Origin of the sequence: Nocardia sp. NPDC006630, assembly GCF_040611495.1 — a bacterium.
GTDB lineage: Bacteria > Actinomycetota > Actinomycetes > Mycobacteriales > Mycobacteriaceae > Nocardia.
On sequence record NZ_JBEXOK010000005.1, the window covers coordinates 132,346 to 149,299 of the forward strand.

The 16,954-nt window shown below is 67.6% G+C and carries 15 protein-coding genes and 1 pseudogene; 6 read left to right on the forward strand and 10 right to left on the reverse strand.

Annotated features, from left to right (window positions below):
* Nucleotides 1–91 precede the first annotated feature (91 nt).
* A complete protein-coding gene (purM, locus tag ABZX86_RS15870; RefSeq protein WP_327143490.1) occupies nt 92–1,171 on the forward strand; it encodes a phosphoribosylformylglycinamidine cyclo-ligase in 1,080 nt (359 codons plus the stop codon).
* A 290-nt stretch (nt 1,172–1,461) separates the two neighbouring features.
* On the opposite strand, the gene ABZX86_RS15875 is transcribed toward purM, so the two are convergent.
* The 4 genes from ABZX86_RS15875 to ABZX86_RS15890 all read right to left on the reverse strand — a co-directional run bounded on the left by ABZX86_RS15875 (nt 1,462) and on the right by ABZX86_RS15890 (nt 4,672).
* A complete protein-coding gene (locus ABZX86_RS15875) occupies nt 1,462–1,686 on the reverse strand; it encodes a DUF3073 domain-containing protein (RefSeq protein ID WP_327143491.1) in 225 nt (74 codons plus the stop codon).
* 207 nt (nt 1,687–1,893) lie between these two features.
* On the reverse strand, nt 1,894–2,856 hold the full coding sequence (locus ABZX86_RS15880) for an asparaginase (RefSeq protein ID WP_355124062.1): 963 nt from the start codon (nt 2,854–2,856) through the stop codon (nt 1,894–1,896).
* Nucleotides 2,853–3,563: an MOSC domain-containing protein gene (locus tag ABZX86_RS15885; RefSeq protein ID WP_355124064.1), complete on the reverse strand. Its 711-nt coding sequence runs from the start codon at nt 3,561–3,563 to the stop codon at nt 2,853–2,855. The genes ABZX86_RS15880 and ABZX86_RS15885 overlap by 4 nt, the downstream gene beginning before the upstream one ends.
* Nucleotides 3,560–4,672, reverse strand: a complete 1,113-nt coding sequence (locus ABZX86_RS15890; protein ID WP_355124066.1) for a folate-binding protein — start codon at nt 4,670–4,672, stop codon at nt 3,560–3,562. Before ABZX86_RS15890 ends, ABZX86_RS15885 begins: the two co-directional genes overlap by 4 nt.
* A 220-nt stretch (nt 4,673–4,892) precedes the next feature.
* Between ABZX86_RS15890 and ABZX86_RS15895 the strand changes: the two genes are divergently transcribed.
* The 5 genes and pseudogenes from ABZX86_RS15895 to ABZX86_RS15915 all read left to right on the forward strand — a co-directional run bounded on the left by ABZX86_RS15895 (nt 4,893) and on the right by ABZX86_RS15915 (nt 12,311).
* Entirely contained in the window at nt 4,893–5,822 is a 930-nt protein-coding gene (locus ABZX86_RS15895) for an aminodeoxychorismate lyase (RefSeq protein ID WP_355124068.1), read from the forward strand.
* Between the two features lie 184 nt (nt 5,823–6,006).
* Complete coding sequence (locus ABZX86_RS15900; RefSeq protein ID WP_355124070.1) at nt 6,007–7,476, forward strand: cytochrome ubiquinol oxidase subunit I; 1,470 nt, start codon at nt 6,007–6,009, stop codon at nt 7,474–7,476.
* Between the two features lie 9 nt (nt 7,477–7,485).
* Nucleotides 7,486–8,535: a cytochrome d ubiquinol oxidase subunit II gene (cydB, locus tag ABZX86_RS15905; RefSeq protein WP_355124072.1), complete on the forward strand. Its 1,050-nt coding sequence runs from the start codon at nt 7,486–7,488 to the stop codon at nt 8,533–8,535.
* Nucleotides 8,536–8,601: 66 nt separating this feature from the next.
* Nucleotides 8,602–10,308: pseudogene (gene cydD / locus ABZX86_RS15910) on the forward strand (thiol reductant ABC exporter subunit CydD); the annotation flags it as partial.
* Between the two features lie 308 nt (nt 10,309–10,616).
* Nucleotides 10,617–12,311: an ATP-binding cassette domain-containing protein gene (locus ABZX86_RS15915; protein ID WP_355124074.1), complete on the forward strand. Its 1,695-nt coding sequence runs from the start codon at nt 10,617–10,619 to the stop codon at nt 12,309–12,311.
* Nucleotides 12,312–12,629: 318 nt separating this feature from the next.
* Here ABZX86_RS15915 and ABZX86_RS15920 read toward each other — a convergent pair whose 3' ends face one another.
* The 6 genes from ABZX86_RS15920 to ABZX86_RS15945 form a co-directional block, all read right to left on the reverse strand.
* Entirely contained in the window at nt 12,630–13,229 is a 600-nt protein-coding gene (locus ABZX86_RS15920; protein WP_355124846.1) for an FABP family protein, read from the reverse strand.
* A gap of 444 nt (nt 13,230–13,673) precedes the next feature.
* Nucleotides 13,674–13,979 (reverse strand): DUF1416 domain-containing protein, encoded by a 306-nt coding sequence (locus ABZX86_RS15925; RefSeq protein ID WP_355124076.1) that lies wholly within the window; start codon nt 13,977–13,979, stop codon nt 13,674–13,676.
* 5 nt (nt 13,980–13,984) lie between these two features.
* A complete protein-coding gene (locus tag ABZX86_RS15930) occupies nt 13,985–14,818 on the reverse strand; it encodes a sulfurtransferase (RefSeq protein ID WP_327143499.1) in 834 nt (277 codons plus the stop codon).
* 27 nt (nt 14,819–14,845) lie between these two features.
* On the reverse strand, nt 14,846–15,331 hold the full coding sequence (locus ABZX86_RS15935; protein ID WP_355124078.1) for a DUF4395 domain-containing protein: 486 nt from the start codon (nt 15,329–15,331) through the stop codon (nt 14,846–14,848).
* A 261-nt stretch (nt 15,332–15,592) separates the two neighbouring features.
* Nucleotides 15,593–16,048 (reverse strand): thioredoxin family protein, encoded by a 456-nt coding sequence (locus tag ABZX86_RS15940; RefSeq protein WP_355124080.1) that lies wholly within the window; start codon nt 16,046–16,048, stop codon nt 15,593–15,595.
* Complete coding sequence (locus ABZX86_RS15945) at nt 16,045–16,878, reverse strand: LmeA family phospholipid-binding protein (protein WP_355124848.1); 834 nt, start codon at nt 16,876–16,878, stop codon at nt 16,045–16,047. The genes ABZX86_RS15940 and ABZX86_RS15945 overlap by 4 nt, the downstream gene beginning before the upstream one ends.
* Nucleotides 16,879–16,954 lie beyond the last annotated feature (76 nt).

Sequence of the window (16,954 nt, forward strand, 5' to 3'; positions counted from 1 at the left end):
TGCGCCAAGTACCCGGCGAGGCTGGGGAGCGGGTCAGCTAGGCTCAACGTGCATCTATCCACCCCGATTCGGCTTGGAGCTCTCCCCGACAATGACTGAACAGACACCCAGTGGCGCCGGTGCTTCCTACGCGGCGGCCGGAGTGGATATCGAAGCCGGCGACCGCGCAGTAGCACTGTTCGCACCGCTGGCCAAGAAGGCCAGCCGGCCCGAGGTTCAGGGTGGACTCGGCGGTTTCGCCGGACTGTTCGCGCTGAAGGGTGGATACAAGGAGCCGCTGCTGGCTGCCTCCACCGACGGCGTCGGCACCAAGATCGCGATCGCCCAGGCCATGGACAAGCACGACACCGTCGGCCTGGATCTGGTCGCCATGGTCGTCGACGATCTGGTGGTGTGTGGCGCGGAACCGCTGTTCCTGCAGGACTACATCGCCGTCGGCAAGGTCGTCCCGGAGCGCGTCGCCCAGATCGTCTCCGGCATTGCCGAAGGCTGCATCCTGGCCGGCTGCGCCCTGCTCGGTGGTGAGACCGCGGAGCACCCGGGCCTGATGGGCGCCGACGATTACGACATCTCCGGCACCGGCGTCGGCGTGGTGGAAGCCGATGCGGTCCTCGGTCCCGACCGCGTGCGCCCCGGCGACGTCATCATCGGCATGGGTTCGTCGGGCCTGCACTCCAATGGCTACAGCCTGGCCCGCAAGGTGCTGCTGGATATCGACCGCATGCAGCTGTCCGGGCATGTCGAGGAGTTCGGGCGCACCCTCGGCGAGGAGCTGCTCGAGCCGACCAAGATCTACGCCAAGGACTGCCTGGCCCTGATCGCCGAGACCGATGTGCGGACCTTCTCGCACGTCACCGGCGGCGGCCTGGCCAACAACCTGGCCCGCGTGCTCCCGGCCGGCCTGGTGGCCGAGCTGGACCGCGGCACCTGGAGCCCGGCTCCGGTCTTCAAGCTGATCGCGCAGCGCGGCCGCGTGGAGCGCGACGAGATGGAGAAGACCTTCAATATGGGCGTCGGTATGGTCGCCATCGTGGCGCCCGAGGATGCCGATCGCGCGCTCGCGGTGCTCACCGCCCGCCATATCGACTGCTGGACGCTGGGCACGGTGAAGAAGGCCAAGGACGCCGACGCCCCGCGCGCCGTGCTGCTGGGCGATCACCCGCGCTTCTGACGAACCGACAGCAACGGCCCCGGTCACTCGTAGGAGTGACCGGGGCCGAGCTTTATGTCTGGAATGCCCGATGTCATTGCAGCCCCGCCACTTTCGGGACCGCCGAGGCCGGAATGCCGAGAGCGCGCAATTCCGGTGTGCGAGTACAGAACACACATCGACGTCCCGTCCATGCGGACGGGACGCTTTGATCAGCAATCCTTCAGATATACCGTCGGAGCCTCGGTGACATCGCAGTGCCGAAGAGGGAGACCACTATGGCCTCCCCTTGGTACGTCGATCAATCCGAGTCAGCGGCGCCAGTCGTCGTAGTCGTCTTCGTCCCAGCTCGACTGCGAGTCCTTCGCGTCGTGCTCGTCGGAAAGCACACCGCTTCGCGGCAAGTCGGAGGGACTCCCCGACAGCTCACTCCCCGACAGCTCGCGCTGAAGGTTCTTGAAGTCGGTGGGCGCTGAGCTGTACTTGAGCTCGCGCGCCACCTTGGTCTGCTTTGCCTTAGCCCGGCCACGGCCCATGGCTGACCCCCTCGCGTCACTGCGGGGCGGCCTGGGGTGGTTTGGCGGCCCCGTTCGAATTAATAATCTTCCTGACAGACACTTTAGCGTGTGTCAGGCGGTCTCGCTTCCAGGAGTGGGGCAGAAACCATGGAAGTGCCTCCCGGCGCCGTCGCGAAGGGCGGCCCGGGGCCGCGTGGGACCGGGTTGTGAACGAGACGGGCGGAGCTACAGCACCCCCGGAACAGCCCGGATGATGCCCACCCGTGCGCCACCCCCGAGCACCGCCGGCGCCGCCAGTTCCGCGTGCTCGCCGGACCATTCGATACCCATACGCTGCAAGAGCGCGAGGGTCAGCGGCAGCCGGGCGCGATCCGCGCCGTCATCGATTTTGTAGGCGAAGGCGCTGCCGTCGGGCAGCGCACCCGCGTGCACGCCGTCCGCGCCGATCTTGCAGACCAGTCCGGGCGTCGCCGTCATCACCCGGAAATCCGGCCCGTCCGTGCCGGAAATCACTCGCGGATACGCGCGAATCGCGTCCGCGATCCGGCGTTCCGGACTACCTTCGGGCGCCGTCGCGAGAGTGGCGTAGGCGCGGGCCAGATTCACCAGGGAGACCGGGACGATCGGCAGGCCGCAGCCGTCGATGCCGAGATCGGTCTCCGGCTCACCGGTGACCTCGGTGATCGTCTGCAGCACCGCCTGCTGCAGCGGATGCCCGATATCCAGGTAGCCGGTGGTCGGCCAATCGTTGATCTTGCAGGTGGCGAGCATGGCGGCATGCTTGCCGGAGCAGTTCATGAAGATCCGGCGGGCGGCCTTACCGCGGTCCGAGCCCGCGAGGACCTGCGCGCGCGCCTGGTCCTCGAACGGCAGATCGGGCGGGCACTCCAGCTGATCCTCGGTGAAACCGAAGCGGTCCAGCAGCCGCTGCACCAGCTCCACGTGATCGGCCTCGCCGAAATGCGAGGCGGTCGTGATGGCAAGTTCGGCCTCGTCGAACGGCTCGAAACCATTGCGCAGCAGGGTGAGCGCCTGCAGCGGCTTATTGGTGGAGCGCGGGAAGATCGGCAGGTGCACCTCGCCGGCCGAGACCAGCGGCTCACCGCCGGGGCGCAGCACGATCGCGGAACCGCGATGCACGCACTCCCGGAAACCGGAGCGCACCACCTCGACCAGATCTGTGCTCATGCGTCCGCTCCTTCCTGCGACCGGGTGCGGTCCTGTTGTGCCCGAGTCACCGCCGCGCGTTCCGCGTTCTCGTGGCGGCGGCGATGCCGGTCGATCTGCATGCGCACGTCGTCGGAGATGGTCGGCTCGGTCTCCAGCAGCAGATCCAGGCGTGCCATATCGGCGCCGACGAACAGTTCGCGCACGGTGACGCCGTGCGCGGGCAGATGCACCAGCCGCACCTCGTCGCCCGCGCCGATGGTGCCCTCCGTCAGTACCCGGAAATAGGCGCCCGTATTCGCCTGTGCGGTGAACCTTTTCACCCACTGCTGCTCACCGGTCCAGCGCTGGAAGGTGGCGCACGGCACGCGCGGTGCGGACGCCTCCAGCACGGTGTCGCCGATGGCCCAGCGACTGCCGAGCACCGCATCACTCACCGGAATGCCGCTGATGCGCAGGTTTTCGCCGAACCAGCCGACCGCGAGCTCGCGGTCCAATTCGGCCGCCCAGCGCTGCGCGTCCTCCTCGGCATAGGCGTAGACGGCCTGGTGGACGCCGCCGTGATGCTCGGTATCGCAGACGTGATCACCCTCGAGACCCAGCGCCCGCACCGGAACCCGGTGCGGCACCGGACGTTTGTCGATGGCGGTGCGACCCACTCGCCCGGCGTCCTCGAGTTCCTCGTGCACCACACACACGGCGAGCACTCGGCCGGCGAGTGCGTTCATCGGCCGCGCAGCCTTTCGACGGCGAGCCGGCCGGCCTGCGGTTCATCGTGCGCGGGAACGGAATCCGGATCGATCGAGGCCGCGCACGGGCCCGCCTCGAGCGGGGTGTCCGCGGGGACATTGCGTTTGACCAGCGCCAGCGCGATCGGGCCGAGTTCGTAGTGGTCGATCACGGTGCCCAGCACGCCCACGGCGCGACCGCCGGCCGTCACCGCGTCACCGGGTGCCGGGCGGGAGTCGGCGGAGCCGTCCAGGTGCAGCAGCACCAGATTTCGCGGGGGCTTGCCGAGATTGTGGACGCGGGCCACCGTCTCCTGACCGCGGTAGCAGCCCTTGTTCAGGTGCACGGCTCCGTGCTCGTCTATGCCGCCGACCCAGTTCGCCTCGTGCGGAATGGTGCGGTCATCGGTGTCGATGCCGATGCGCGGGCGCAGCGCCGCCACCCGCAGCGCCTCGAAGGTCCAGCTGCCGGCGGCCTCCACCCCGGCGTCGCGCAGCCGCGTCCACCAGCTGACCAGCTGGGCGCGGGGGACGAGCAGGTCGAAGGAATCGGTGGTGGGCCAGGGCATCCGGCGGACGAAACCGCCGCCGGGCAGCGCCGCCGCCTGATAGACCTCGGGAAGGCTTGGGACGCCCAGGGTTTCAGCGGTCACGCGCGGACCCAGCAGGGTCAGCAGCGCGTGGTCGGGAGCGGCTTCGGGTTTGGCGTCCGCCCAGAAGACCATCTTCTGCAGGAAGCTCAGCAGATCCGGCCCGCGCTCGGCCTCGGTATCGATCCACACCGTGCCGTCCAGCTCGGTGAGCACGAAGTGGTGCAGCACCCGGCCGTTCAGATCCAGGTCCAGATTCTCGGCGGACTGTCCGTCCCGCAGATCGGCCACGGCCTGACTGGAGATGGTGTGCAGCCAGGTCAGGCGCTCTTTACCGGTGATGCTGATGACGAATCGATGCGATCTGTCCACCACTGCCGCGCGCTGAACCGCGGCGCGCTGTTCACCCAGTGGATCCCCGTAATGCCACGCGACCGCCGCATCCGGTGACTCGGGCGGCCCCGCGACAGCCCCTGGAACCTGCAGAATCGGACTGGGTGCTACCTCGAAGGACACCACCCCACCCTAGCGGTGTCTGATTTCCGCCGCCTGCGGCGTCGCGGGTTCGCCGTGCCCCGGGCCGCGGTTCCATTCATTTCCCGGACCTGGCCGGGCCCGGAATTCCCGGGTGAATTGCCCGGTCGCGCGGGGTGCCGGGGGTGATCTGTATTGCCGGGTTGGCGGGACCGGGTGGCCGGATATCGCTCGATATTGTGGCGTCTGTCCTAGGCTCGCCTGCATGGTGGAACGGGTTTTGGTGACTATCGACGGCGCGATCCGGGATCCGGACGCGCCGCTTCTTTATGCGGACGATATCGGCGCACTGCGTGGTGACGGCATTTTCGAGACTGTCCTGGTCCGGGGTGGTACGCCCTGTGCACTGGAGTTGCACCTGGCCCGACTACGCCGCTCGGCGGAGGCCTTGGAACTGCCCGCGCCGGATCTCGAGGCATGGCGGTTCGCGGTGGAACTGGCGGCCGAGGAGTGGGGCGCCGAGCGTGAGGGATTACTGCGGATGGTGCTCACCCGCGGGCGTGACAGCGATCACGCGAAAGCAAGTAGCAACTCATCAGCTAATGCTGGCGGCGGTCTTTCCGGCTCCGAACCCGCCACTACCGGTTACGTTTTGGTCGTCCCGGTGCACGCGCGTGTCGAAACCGCTCGCGCCGAAGGCGTTTCGGTCATCACCCTCTCGCGCGGCATCTCCATCGATCTCGCGCAGGCCGCGCCCTGGCAGTTGCTCGGCGCCAAAACCCTCTCGTACGCAACGAATATGGCGGCGCTGCGCTTCGCCCAGCGCATGAACGCCGACGATGTGATCTTCACCAGCACCGAGAACCGGGTGCTGGAGGGTCCACGCTCGACAGTGGTTGTGGCGCGCGGTAATCAGCTGGTCACCCCGCCCGCCCGCAATGGCGTCCTGCCCGGCACCACACAGCGCGCACTCTATGTGCAGGCCGAGAAGGCGGGCTGGGACTGCCGCTACGAGCCGCTGTTCACCGCCGATCTGATCACCGCGGACAGTGTCTGGATGCTGTCGAGCGTGACCCTGGCGGCCCGGGTGAAATCGCTGGACGGACTGCGCTTGTCGGCTCCGGAGAATGCCCCCGAGATCGCGGCGCTGGTGGATCGCGGCATCGCGCTGCCCGGCAGCGCCGCCGACTGGTAGTCCGTATTCCTCGGTGTTCGAACCCGGTCATCGCCATGTCGGAGGGCGGTGTCCGGGCGCGCAGAGAGCGCGGTATCACATTCCAGCTAATTTGTGGCGTACTGTGGCGCGGCACATGTTGATCTGAAGTCCGTAGGGCGTACTGTCATGTACTACGTCATGTCGTAGATCGGCTGGAGGTCGGATGAGCGTCGTGGATCTAGCGCGCTGGCAGTTCGGAATCACCACCGTCTATCACTTCATCTTCGTGCCGCTCACCATCGGTCTCGCACCCTTGGTCGCGGGCATGCAGACCGCATGGGTGATTACGGGCAAAGAACACTGGTACCGCCTCACCAAGTTCTTCGGGAAGCTGTTCCTGATCAATTTCGCGCTCGGCGTCGCCACCGGCATCGTGCAGGAATTCCAGTTCGGTATGAGCTGGAGCGAATACTCTCGCTTCGTCGGTGATGTGTTCGGCGCACCGCTCGCGATGGAGGCGCTGGTCGCGTTCTTCATGGAGTCGACCTTCCTCGGCCTGTGGATCTTCGGCTGGACCCGGCTGTCGAAAAAGGTGCACCTGGCCTGCATCTGGCTGGTCGCCATCGGCACCAATGGCTCGGCGTACTTCATCGTCGCGGCCAATTCGTTCATGCAGCACCCGGTCGGTGCGGAATACAACCCGAAGACCGGACGCGCTGAGCTGCACGACATCTGGGCGGTGCTCGGCAACAACACCACGGTCGCCGCCTTCCCGCACGTGATCGCCGGAGCCTTCCTCACCGCGGGCACCTTCGTGGCCGGTGTCGCGGGCTGGTGGATGGTCCGCAAGGCCCGCCAGGTGGAGACCACCGGCAATCTCGCGCCGACCGAAGAGGCCCGCACCATGTGGCGCCCGGCCGCCCGGCTCGGCCTGTACGTCGTCCTGGTCGCCGCTGTCGCACTGGTTTTCACCGGCGACGTCCAGGGCAAGCTCATGTTCAAACAGCAGCCCATGAAGATGGCGTCGGCGGAATCGCTGTGCCACACCGAAACCGATCCGGACTTCTCGGTCCTCACCATCGGCACCCACAACAACTGCGACAGCGTCACCCACCTCATCGAGGTGCCGTACGCGCTGCCGTGGCTGGCCGAGGGCAAATTCACCGGCGTGACGCTCGACGGCGTGAAGGATCTGCAACTGTCGTACAACGAGAAGTACGGCGTCGGCGACTATCGGCCCAACCTGTTCGTCACCTACTGGACCTTCCGCGCGATGATCGGCCTCATGGCCGGCTCACTCCTGTTGGCGCTGGTCGGATTCTGGGTCACCAGGGGCGGCCGGGTGCCGAATCAACGGTGGTTCTCCTGGCTGTCGCTGCTCTGCATCCTGACGCCGTTCTTCGGCAATATCTCCGGCTGGATCTTCACCGAGATGGGCCGCCAGCCCTGGGTGGTCGCACCCAATCCGACCGGTGACCCGCACATCCGACTGACGGTGCAGCAGGGCGTCTCCGGCGTGACAGCGGGCACCATCGTCACCTCGCTGGTCGTCTTCACGCTGCTCTACGGTCTGCTCGCGGTCGCCTGGTTCTACCTCATGCGCCGCTATGTGATCGAGGGCCCGGAACAGCCGGCCCCGGACACCCCGCGCATGACCGGGGACAACGTCGACAAGCTTTCCTTCGCCTACTAGGAGCCCAGGATGAGTCTCCCCGAATTCTGGTTTCTACTGATCACGGTGCTGTTCACCGGCTACTTCGTGCTGGAGGGCTTCGACTACGGGGTCGGCATGCTCATGCCGATCCTGGGCCGGGGTTCCGAAGTGCGAAAGCGCGTGGTGCTCAACACCATCGGTCCCGTATGGGACGGCAATGAGGTGTGGCTGCTCACCGCCGGCGGCGCGCTGTTCGCGGCCTTCCCCGAGTGGTACGCCAGCCTGTTCTCCGGGTTCTATCTGGCACTGCTGCTGATCCTGGTCGGCTTGATCGCCCGCGCCTGCGCCATCGAATGGCGCAGCAAGATCGACGACGACCGCTGGCGGCTCGGCTGCGATATCGGCATCGGGCTCGGCTCCTGGATCCCCGCCCTTGCTTGGGGATTGGCCTTCGCCAATATCGTGCGCGGCGTAAAGCTCAACGAGCACAGGCAGATCGGCGGCAATCTGCTCGACCTGCTGAACCCGTACGCGCTGCTCGGCGGGCTCACCACGCTGCTGCTGTTCCTGCTGCACGGTGCGCTGTTCATCGTGCTGAAGACCGGTAACGAGGTGCGCGACGAGGCACAGGCGCTGGTGCGCAAGCTGTTCGTGCCCACCGCCGTGGTGGTGGCGGCCTTCGGCATCTGGACCCAGCTCGCCTACGGCAAGGGCTGGACCTGGATTCCCTTGGTAATGGCCGTGATCGGGCTGCTGGTCGCGGGATTCGCCGCGACCCAGGGCCGCGACGGCTGGGCCTTCGCCGGCACCGCGCTCACCATCATCGGGGCCACGGTGCTGCTGTTCGGGTCGCTCTTCCCGAATGTGCTGCCCTCCACCATCGATTCGGCCTTCAGCCTCAGTGTGGACGGTCGCGGCGGCACCATCTCGGCGTCCTCCACGCACTACACGCTGGTCGTCATGAGCTGGGTGGCGGTGGCGATGGTTCCGGTGGTGCTGGTCTATCAGGCCTGGTCGTACTGGGTCTTCCGGCAGCGCCTCACCATCGAGCAGATTCCGGCGCCGATCGGACTGCCGATGGGAGCACCGCGCGGCTAGTTCGGCCGCGGTTGTTTCGGCTCGCAGTTATTTCGACACCGAATCCGACAGTACGGAACCGAAGAGATGGCACGACCGGTAGACCCGCGCCTGTGGCGGTACGCTCGCTCGGCACGCACATATCTCACGCTGAGCGTCGGCCTGTCGCTGGTGATCACGAGCTGCATCGTGATCGCGGCCCTGGCTCTGGCGCGGGTCCTCGCCGGAGTCGTCACCGATCCGTCCCGGCGCCATATCGGTTCGTGGACAGTCGAACTGGTGATCTTCGCCATCGCGGTGCTGTGCCGGGTCACCGCCACCTGGTGGCAGTCCCGGCTCGCGCACCGGGCCGGGGCGAAGGTGGTTGCCGAGCTGGAGACCGCAGTCCTGCGCGCCGGGGCGGGGCTGCCGCCCCGCGAATTGGAGCGGCGCCGTACGGAATTGGCCGTCGTGGTCGGCTCCGGGCTGAACGGGCTGCGCGCCTATCTCGCCGGATACCTGCCCGCACTGCTGCTTTCGGTGCTGGTGCCGCCGATCGTGCTGGCGGTCATCGCCGTTCACGACTGGGTCTCCGGGCTGATCATCGTGATCACCCTGCCGCTGATTCCGGTCTTCATGATCCTCATCGGGCTGCTCACGCAGGGGCGGGCCGAGGAGACCCTGGCGGCCACCACCCGGCTGTCGGATCAACTGCTGGATCTGTTCGCAGGCATGCCGACCCTGCGGGCGCTGGGCCGCGAGAGCGGCCACGCCGATCCGGCGGACGAGCACGCCGCCCGCACCACCATGCGGCACCGTGTTCGCGACCTCGGCGATGACCTGCATCGGCGCACCATGGCCGCACTGCGCATGGCATTCCTGTCCTCGATGGTGCTGGAGGCCCTGGCCACACTGTCCGTGGCCCTGGTCGCGGTCTCCATCGGCCTGCGCCTGGTGTACGGCGATATGGGGCTGCACGCCGGGTTGCTGGCACTCATCCTCGCCCCCGAGGTGTATCTGCCGCTGCGTGCGGTGGGGGAGCGCTTCCACGCGGCTCAGGACGGAATGGCGGCCGCCGAAAAGGCTTTCGCGGTGCTCGACCCACAGGCCGAGACGAACGCCACCGCGGATCGCCCGAAGGCCGGTATGCGCCCCGACCGGGAATTCCACGGCCGCATCGAGATTCGGAACCTGTCCGTCGCGGCCCGCGAGGGCGCCGCACCCGATTCACTCTCCGCGGTGCTGCGCCCCGGCGCGGTCACCGTGCTCACCGGCCCGAACGGCAGCGGTAAATCCACCGCGCTGCAGGCGATCCTGGGTCTCATCACCCCCGATGCGGGCGAAGTCCTGGTGGACGCCACTCCCGTCCCAGACCTGGACCCCGAGCAGTGGTGGTCCCGCCTGGCCTGGCTGCCGCAGCGCCCCGTGCTGGTCCCCGGCACCCTCCGCGCCAATCTCGAACTCCTCGGCCCGCCCGCCGACCCCGCCCAACTCGACGAAGCCTGCCGCGCAACCGGATTCGACACCGTCCTGGCGGAAATGCCCGACGGCTGGAACACCCTGGTCGGCACCGGCGGCATCGGCCTCTCCCTCGGCCAGCGCCAGCGCCTGGCCCTCACCCGCACCCTCGCCGCCGACCGCGCCGTCCTCCTCCTCGACGAACCCACCGCCCACCTCGACCCCACCGCCGAAGCGAGCGTCCTACAGGCACTGATCGCCCGAGCCCGAGCCGGCGCCACCGTAGTGATAGTCGGCCACCGCCCCGCCATCCTCGCCATCGCAGACCACCTTGTCCCCGTCCACGCCACGTCCGCCGCAGCACAATCGGAGCCTGCTGCCCTCTTGCAGAAGTCGCTTGTCAGCGCCGCCATGCATCCGAACGACGCAGGCGTACCCGGCGACGAAGCCGGCGGTGATGGCGGCGCTCCAGAACCTGCAGCGGTGGACACAGCCGCGGGTGTGCACCCCGCAGCTCGCGGGGAATCCGCGACGCCCGGCGAACTGGATGTGCCGGCCGCCGCTGATTGTGTGCTGAGCGTGCCGCACACGACTCGCCCGGCGGCAGGACCGCCCGGCGCGAGCGACCTGGGGACGTCTGTGGATAACTCTGAAGTGGGTGTGCGATGAGTGGGGTCCTGGCGGATTTCCGGCGGATTCGGGGGCTGCTCGAATTGTCGCGGGGGCGGATGGCTTTGTCGGTGGCCTGGGGGGTGGCGGCGCTCGGGAGTGGGCTCGGGCTGGCCGCGCTGGCGGCGTGGTTGATTGCGCGAGCCTGGGAGATGCCGCCGGTGCTCGATTTGAGCATTGCGGTGGTGACGGTGCGGGCGCTGGGGATTTCGCGTGGGCTGTGCCGGTATCTGGAGCGGCTGGCCACGCATGATGTGGCGCTGCGGTCGATGAGTCTGGCGCGCACCACGACCTACGGCACGCTTGCCGCGGCGGATATCTGGCGGCCGCGGCGGACCGGCGAGGGCGCGGCGTCGAACGCCGCGGCATCGAGCGCCGGAAGCGATTCGCAGGCTGAAGGCATTGTGCGGCAGGGTGATCCGACGCAACTGCGGAGGGGTGAGCTGCTGGGCCGGGTCGGCGCCGATATCGATGATCTCGGCGCCGTGGTGGTGCGGGCGTTTGTTCCCATTGTGGTGGCGCTGGTGATTTCGGTGCTCGCGGTTGGGCTGCTGGCGAGCATCTCGGTGCCCGCCGCCGTCATTCTCGCTGCGGCGCTGGCGGTTTCCGGGATCATCGCGCCCTGGATGTCGGCGTGGGCCGCGAGCGAGGCCGAGGTGGCCGTGCGCGCCGACCGCACCGAATTCACGGCCGAGGCATTGACCGTGCTCGACCACGCTCCCGAATTACGGGTCGCCGGACGCCTTTCCGAGACGATCGCGACGGCAGAGCGGGCCGGGCAGCGCGCCGTCGCCGCCGAGGACCGGGCCGCCGCCCGCAGCGCCTGGTCGGCTGCGGTGCTGCCGCTCGCCATCGGCGCGAGCGTGCTGGGGTCACTGCTGATCGGAATCGCGCTGTACGGCAACGGTTCCGGCCTCGCCTTCAAGGGCTTCCAGACGGTATCGCCCGGCGGCATCACGCCGATGGCCTTCGCGGTCCTGGTGCTGGTCCCGCTGTCCGCCTTCGAAGCGGTCGCGGTGCTCCCGGCCGCCGCGCAGGCCCTCACCACCGGCCGCGCCGCCCTGCACCGCCTGGCCCGCCTCGAACAGTCCGAATCCGCCGATCCCGCACTCGATCTCCCGCCGCTCCCGCAGGGCCGCCGCATTGCCGTCACCGGCCCCAGCGGCGCGGGCAAGACCACCCTGCTCATGTCCTGGGCCGGTCTGTTCGACACCCCCCGCCCCGGCATCACCTTCTTCGCCGAGGACGCCCACCTCTTCGGCACCACGGTCCTGGAAAACCTGCGGGTCGCACGCGGCGACATCACCGCGCCGGAGGCCGAAAACGCCCTGCGCGCAGTCGGAGCCGGTGACTGGCTGGACTCGCTTCCGGGCGGCGTCGACACCGACTTGGTCGGCGGCGCGGCCGCGGTTTCCGGCGGTCAGCGCCGCCGGCTCCTGCTCGCGCGGGCCCTGCTCTCGCCGGCCCGCGTGCTGCTGCTGGACGAGCCCACCGAACACCTGGAAGCCGAAGCGGGCGCGGATCTGCTGCGCCGCCTGCTCGACGTCTCCAGCGACCTGGTGGACCCCGGCCGGACCGTTGTGGTTGTCACACACCAGCTTCCCCCGCAGCACCACGCCGACACCCTCGTCCGGGTCGCCGCGAACGGCACCGTCGCCATCGACCGTTTTATTCCCGCAAACCAGCATTGACCTGGTATTTCGCGGACCGAGAAAATACGTTGCCGCCGATCCCGCAGACGACTAGTTTCGTCTGTACACAAGGAAGGAGGTGGTTCGAATAATGATTAGTTCGAGGACGCGTGAGGTGGCTGTCCGCTAAGGGCCACCGCTGCAACGGATTCTCGTAGCGCGAGCGCTGAGCGAATCCCAGGCAGTCACCCGGCCCCCGAGTCTCCGGTCTGGTCCGATCGGAATCGCGTGAGTTGCATCCGCGATAAGACTCGGGGGTCGTTCCTTGTTTCAGGGAGAAACAGCCGAAAGTGGCTGTGGATCAATCGAAGTGGCGGATCAGCCGATGTAGCGCTTCAGGCGCGCAGACAAGCGCGGCTCCAGTGCACCGTCCGGGCCGATGCGTTCCTCGACGTAACCCAGGTCGCCGCCCTCGACAATGCCGTAGAGGCGCTTGGCCCCACCCACGACAATGCCGGACTGGCTGCGAATGACCACATCCGTGGCGAGCTCCCAGGACGACTGGGTCAGGGCCTGGCCGTAGAACAGCTCGACGATTCCGGACGCGTGCGTGAGCAGCAGCTCCAGCACCTCGTCGTCACCGTCGATGCCAACCCGCCAGAAACCGCTCTCGCGCAGATCCGGGCCCGCGTAATTGCCCTCGGTGTCGATGACCCAGGAACGCGCTTCCCAGGTGAGATAGTCGCCACCGTCGTGCGACACGATGATCTGCTGACCGAAGCGGTAATCGCCGGTCTCGGGATCGTTACCCTCACCCTCACCGCGCCACACGCCCACCAGGGGCAGCAGCGCGAGCATGGAGGAGCTCAGGTCCGGACCCTGACGCAGATTCGCGGTGTCGATGGGTAGCGGAAGGTCGGGGAGCGAGGGGATATTGGCGGCGGCCGTCACCTTGGCGCGCTCGGCGGCCTCGGCCACGGCCTGGTCACCACTGCGGCGAGCGGCGAGCTCATCGCGCGCGGCATCGTCACGGCTCGCCGAAGCGTCCCGTGTCGCCGCGTCATCCGTATGTTCGACGTTCTCGCTCGCCGATTCGCTCACGACTCGGTGAACAGCCGGTAGAGAACGTACAGACCGAACCAGGCGATCAGCACGGAGACGAGAACCAGCAGAATCTCGAAGGTAAGCACCACGAATCGGATTCTAATCGCACCGTGTCGGAGACGCGAAAACGGCCCCGGGTATTGAATCCCGGGGCCGTTTTCGAGTGTTTGGACTTCCCGCCCAACGTAACTCGTGATCTCGCGAGCTACGGGTAACTCACCGGGTACCGGCTAACCCCACCAGCTACGTTGCCGTCAGCGGCCAACGCGACTGTTGTGGCACCTGAGTCCGGCTAAAAGTTCCGGGGAGGCGGGACAGTTACTTGGCGACGACGACATCCAGATTGTGGATGCCGTTGCCCTCCGGCGCGAGCTCGGCGGTGCCGTTGCCCGACGAGGACAGCGCGCGAATGGTCCACGAGCCCGGCGCCGCGAAGAAGCGGAAGTCGCCGGTGCCCGACGCCACGACCTCGGCGGTGAAATCGCCGTTGCCGTCCAGCAGGCGGACGAACGCGCCACCGACGGTCTGGCCGTCAGCGGTCAGGACGCGGCCGGTGATGACCGTCTCCTTCTCGACGTCGACGCCGGCCGGAATGGCCTGACCCTGGGTAGGTGCTGCACACATATTTATTACGCTCCCAACTCGATCGGTGCACCGACGAGGGAGCCGTACTCGGTCCAGCTCCCGTCGTAGTTCTTGACGTTCTTGTGGCCCAGCAGCTCCTGCAGCACGAACCAGGTGTGCGAGGAACGCTCGCCGATACGGCAGTAGGCGATGGTCTCCTTCTCGCCGTCCAGGCCCGCTTCCTTGTACAGGGCAGCCAGGTCCGCATCGGACTTGAAGGTGCCGTCCTCGTTCGCGGCCTTGGACCACGGCACGTTGATGGCGGTCGGGATGTGGCCGGGACGCTGCGACTGCTCCTGCGGCAGGTGCGCCGGGGCCAGGATCTTGCCGGAGAACTCGTCCGGGGAGCGCACGTCGACCAGGTTCTTGGTGCCGATGGCGTTGATGGCCTCGTCACGGAACGCGCGGATGGTCAGATCCTGCTCGCTCGCCTTGTAGGCGGTGGCCGGGCGGACCACGACATCCTTGACCAGCGGGCGGCCGTCGAGCTCCCACTTCTTGCGGCCACCGTCGAGCAGCTTCACGTCCTGGTGGCCGTACAGCTTGAAGTACCAGTAGGCGTAGGCCGCGAACCAGTTGTTGTTGCCGCCGTACAGCACCACGGTGTCATCGTTGCCGATGCCGCGGGTGGAGAGCAGATCGGAGAACTGCTCGCGGTTGACGAAGTCGCGACGAACCTGATCCTGCAGGTCCTTCTTCCAATCGAGCCGGACAGCACCCTCGATATGGCCCAGGTCGTAAGCCGAGGTGTCCTCGTCGACCTCTACGAGGACGACTCCGGGCGTGTTCAGGTTCTCTTCGACCCAGTCTGCGGAGACCAGGACATCGGAGCGAGCCATGTTGTTCCTTTCGAGGTGGTGCCGGGGTCAGGCGTTGGAATTGGCGGAGGCCGGCACGGTCTTGAACCGTGCGACGAGGGGATAGATCTTGCAGCCCAGGCAGATGCCGAAGGCCGCGTTGAGGAAGGCCGCGAACAAGGCGAAACCGGTGAAGATCGCACCGGCGACCGGGCTGCCGGCCGCGAATCCGATCACGCCGAGCACCGCGAACAGCAGGCCGACGAGCTGCGCGAACCGCAGCGGCGCAACAGGTTCCAGCTCAGCGGGCGGGCCGACGCGCGGCGCTACCAGCGTGGCGTAGACGCGGCCGTACGGACTGCGCCGCGGACCCCAGGCCGCGCCGAGCGCGAACACCACGGCCTGCACGGCCAGCAGCACCGCGGCGGCGGGAACGGAGAAGGTGGCGATGATCAGCACGAGCGCCAGGACGACGGTGGTGATCCAGGCGGCGAAACGCGGGCCGCGGACATCGACCTGCCCGGCGGGCGGCCTGGTGGGATTCGGGTTCGACATGCGTACTCCTGCGCGATGAGGTCTATCGGTCATTTCGCCGGAGGATCGACACGATCTCTCATACGGCGGGACACACCCGGTCGGCGCGAAGAAAAGGGGAACGCGAAAGGCCGACCGGCTAGCGGCACAGGCAGCAACAACCACCGAGCCGGCACAGGTCAACTGTGCGGCGTCGGGTGAGCATCAGCTCGAGGTTGGTTTGCACGAGAGGAAGTTTACCCAATTTTCGGGGGAAATTGGACCCGGGGTCCGTAATACTGGTCACTCGGATCTGCCGGATCCCGCCAATTCGGCCAGTGACCTGCGCAAATCGGGCGCTTTTGGAACGCCGGCAATTCGGAACCTTTCCTGCCCTGTGGCGTCCAGCAGGAAAGTCGTCGGCAGCGACAGCACGTTCAGCTCGCGCGCCAACGCCGGATTCGCGTCGATATCCACCTCGAGGTCCAGCGGGGGAGCCGCGGCGGTGGACAGTTCGGCCACCGCCGCGGCGACCACCCGGCGCACGGCCGCGCACGGACCGCACCAGTCCGCGGAGAAATGCAGCACCGTGGGACGGCCCGCGATCACACCGGCCTCGGAAAGGAGTGCCGAGCGCCCGCTTTCGGGCACGACCACCGCGGGTGCGCTGTCACGGACACGACCCTCGTTGCGGCGCACCAGGATTCCGATACCCGCGGCGGCCACGAGTACGGCGGCGAGCACTCCGAGCGCGATCACGGCTGCTGCAACCTGTCCAGATCGACGGTCACATCGCTGCCCTTGCCCTCCACCACGATCTGGCCGCCACTGGCCTCCACCTTCTGCGGGTGCACGCCGAAGGGCAGATCGCGGGTATCGATGGTCCGGGTGAACAGTGCCAGCACCCGGGCCTTGTCCGATTCCGGAATCACGGTGACGGGCGAGGCGTCGCTGGTCTGGGTGGCGGCGCCCGGCCCGCGATAGATATCGGTGGCGGTGATCCGGACCTGATCGTCGACCAGTCGCAGATCCGCCAGCACGCTCACGGTCTCGCCCTTGGTGCCCGGTACCGCGGGAATGTCGGAGTCCGACAGCGGAATTGTGCCGTTCAGGATGATCGCGCCCGCGGTGGTCATGCCGGAGCCGCCGGAGCCGCCGGTGCCGTCGGACTTGTCGGCGGGCGGGCCGAACACCTGCAGATTGGGAATCTTGAACAGCCGTCCCAGCTCGACCGGCTCGATTCGCATGCGCGCCTCGACATTGTCCACCGGCACTCCGCGCACCTCGCCGTCGACCAGATTGCGCAGCGATAGGTGCACACCCTTCAGATTCGCCTCGACCATGATCTCGCCCGGGATATCGGGCCGCATGGCACGCGCGCGAATGTCGACGTTCTTGTACTCGTCGTCGAGCGCCTGGGCCGTGAACGGGAATCCGTGGATGGTGACCTCCGGATCCGCGCTGAGATTCGAACCGTCGCGTAGCAACCGCGACACCCGGTACTCGGAATACGCCGCCACCCCGAAGTCCAGCACCACGGCCAGCCCTGCCAGGCAGAGCAGTGTGATGATCAGCCTCCGGACGGCCATTCCGCGCAGCCCGCCACGCCGTGACTCCGGCCGGCGCACGGCAGCCGCGGCGGTCTCGTCGAGGACCGGCGGCTGG

Coding starts and splice junctions, on each gene's coding strand:
- ABZX86_RS15915 (WP_355124074.1), top strand. CDS start 10,617: ATGAGTGGGGTCCTGGCGGATTTCCGGCGGATTCGGGGGCTGCTCGAA.
- ABZX86_RS15880 (WP_355124062.1), bottom strand. CDS start 2,856: ATGAGCACAGATCTGGTCGAGGTGGTGCGCTCCGGTTTCCGGGAGTGC.
- ABZX86_RS15945 (WP_355124848.1), bottom strand. CDS start 16,878: ATGGCCGTCCGGAGGCTGATCATCACACTGCTCTGCCTGGCAGGGCTG.
- purM (WP_327143490.1), top strand. CDS start 92: ATGACTGAACAGACACCCAGTGGCGCCGGTGCTTCCTACGCGGCGGCC.
- cydB (WP_355124072.1), top strand. CDS start 7,486: ATGAGTCTCCCCGAATTCTGGTTTCTACTGATCACGGTGCTGTTCACC.
- ABZX86_RS15875 (WP_327143491.1), bottom strand. CDS start 1,686: ATGGGCCGTGGCCGGGCTAAGGCAAAGCAGACCAAGGTGGCGCGCGAG.
- ABZX86_RS15895 (WP_355124068.1), top strand. CDS start 4,893: ATGGTGGAACGGGTTTTGGTGACTATCGACGGCGCGATCCGGGATCCG.
- ABZX86_RS15925 (WP_355124076.1), bottom strand. CDS start 13,979: ATGTGTGCAGCACCTACCCAGGGTCAGGCCATTCCGGCCGGCGTCGAC.
- ABZX86_RS15935 (WP_355124078.1), bottom strand. CDS start 15,331: ATGTCGAACCCGAATCCCACCAGGCCGCCCGCCGGGCAGGTCGATGTC.
- ABZX86_RS15900 (WP_355124070.1), top strand. CDS start 6,007: ATGAGCGTCGTGGATCTAGCGCGCTGGCAGTTCGGAATCACCACCGTC.
- ABZX86_RS15885 (WP_355124064.1), bottom strand. CDS start 3,563: ATGAACGCACTCGCCGGCCGAGTGCTCGCCGTGTGTGTGGTGCACGAG.
- ABZX86_RS15930 (WP_327143499.1), bottom strand. CDS start 14,818: ATGGCTCGCTCCGATGTCCTGGTCTCCGCAGACTGGGTCGAAGAGAAC.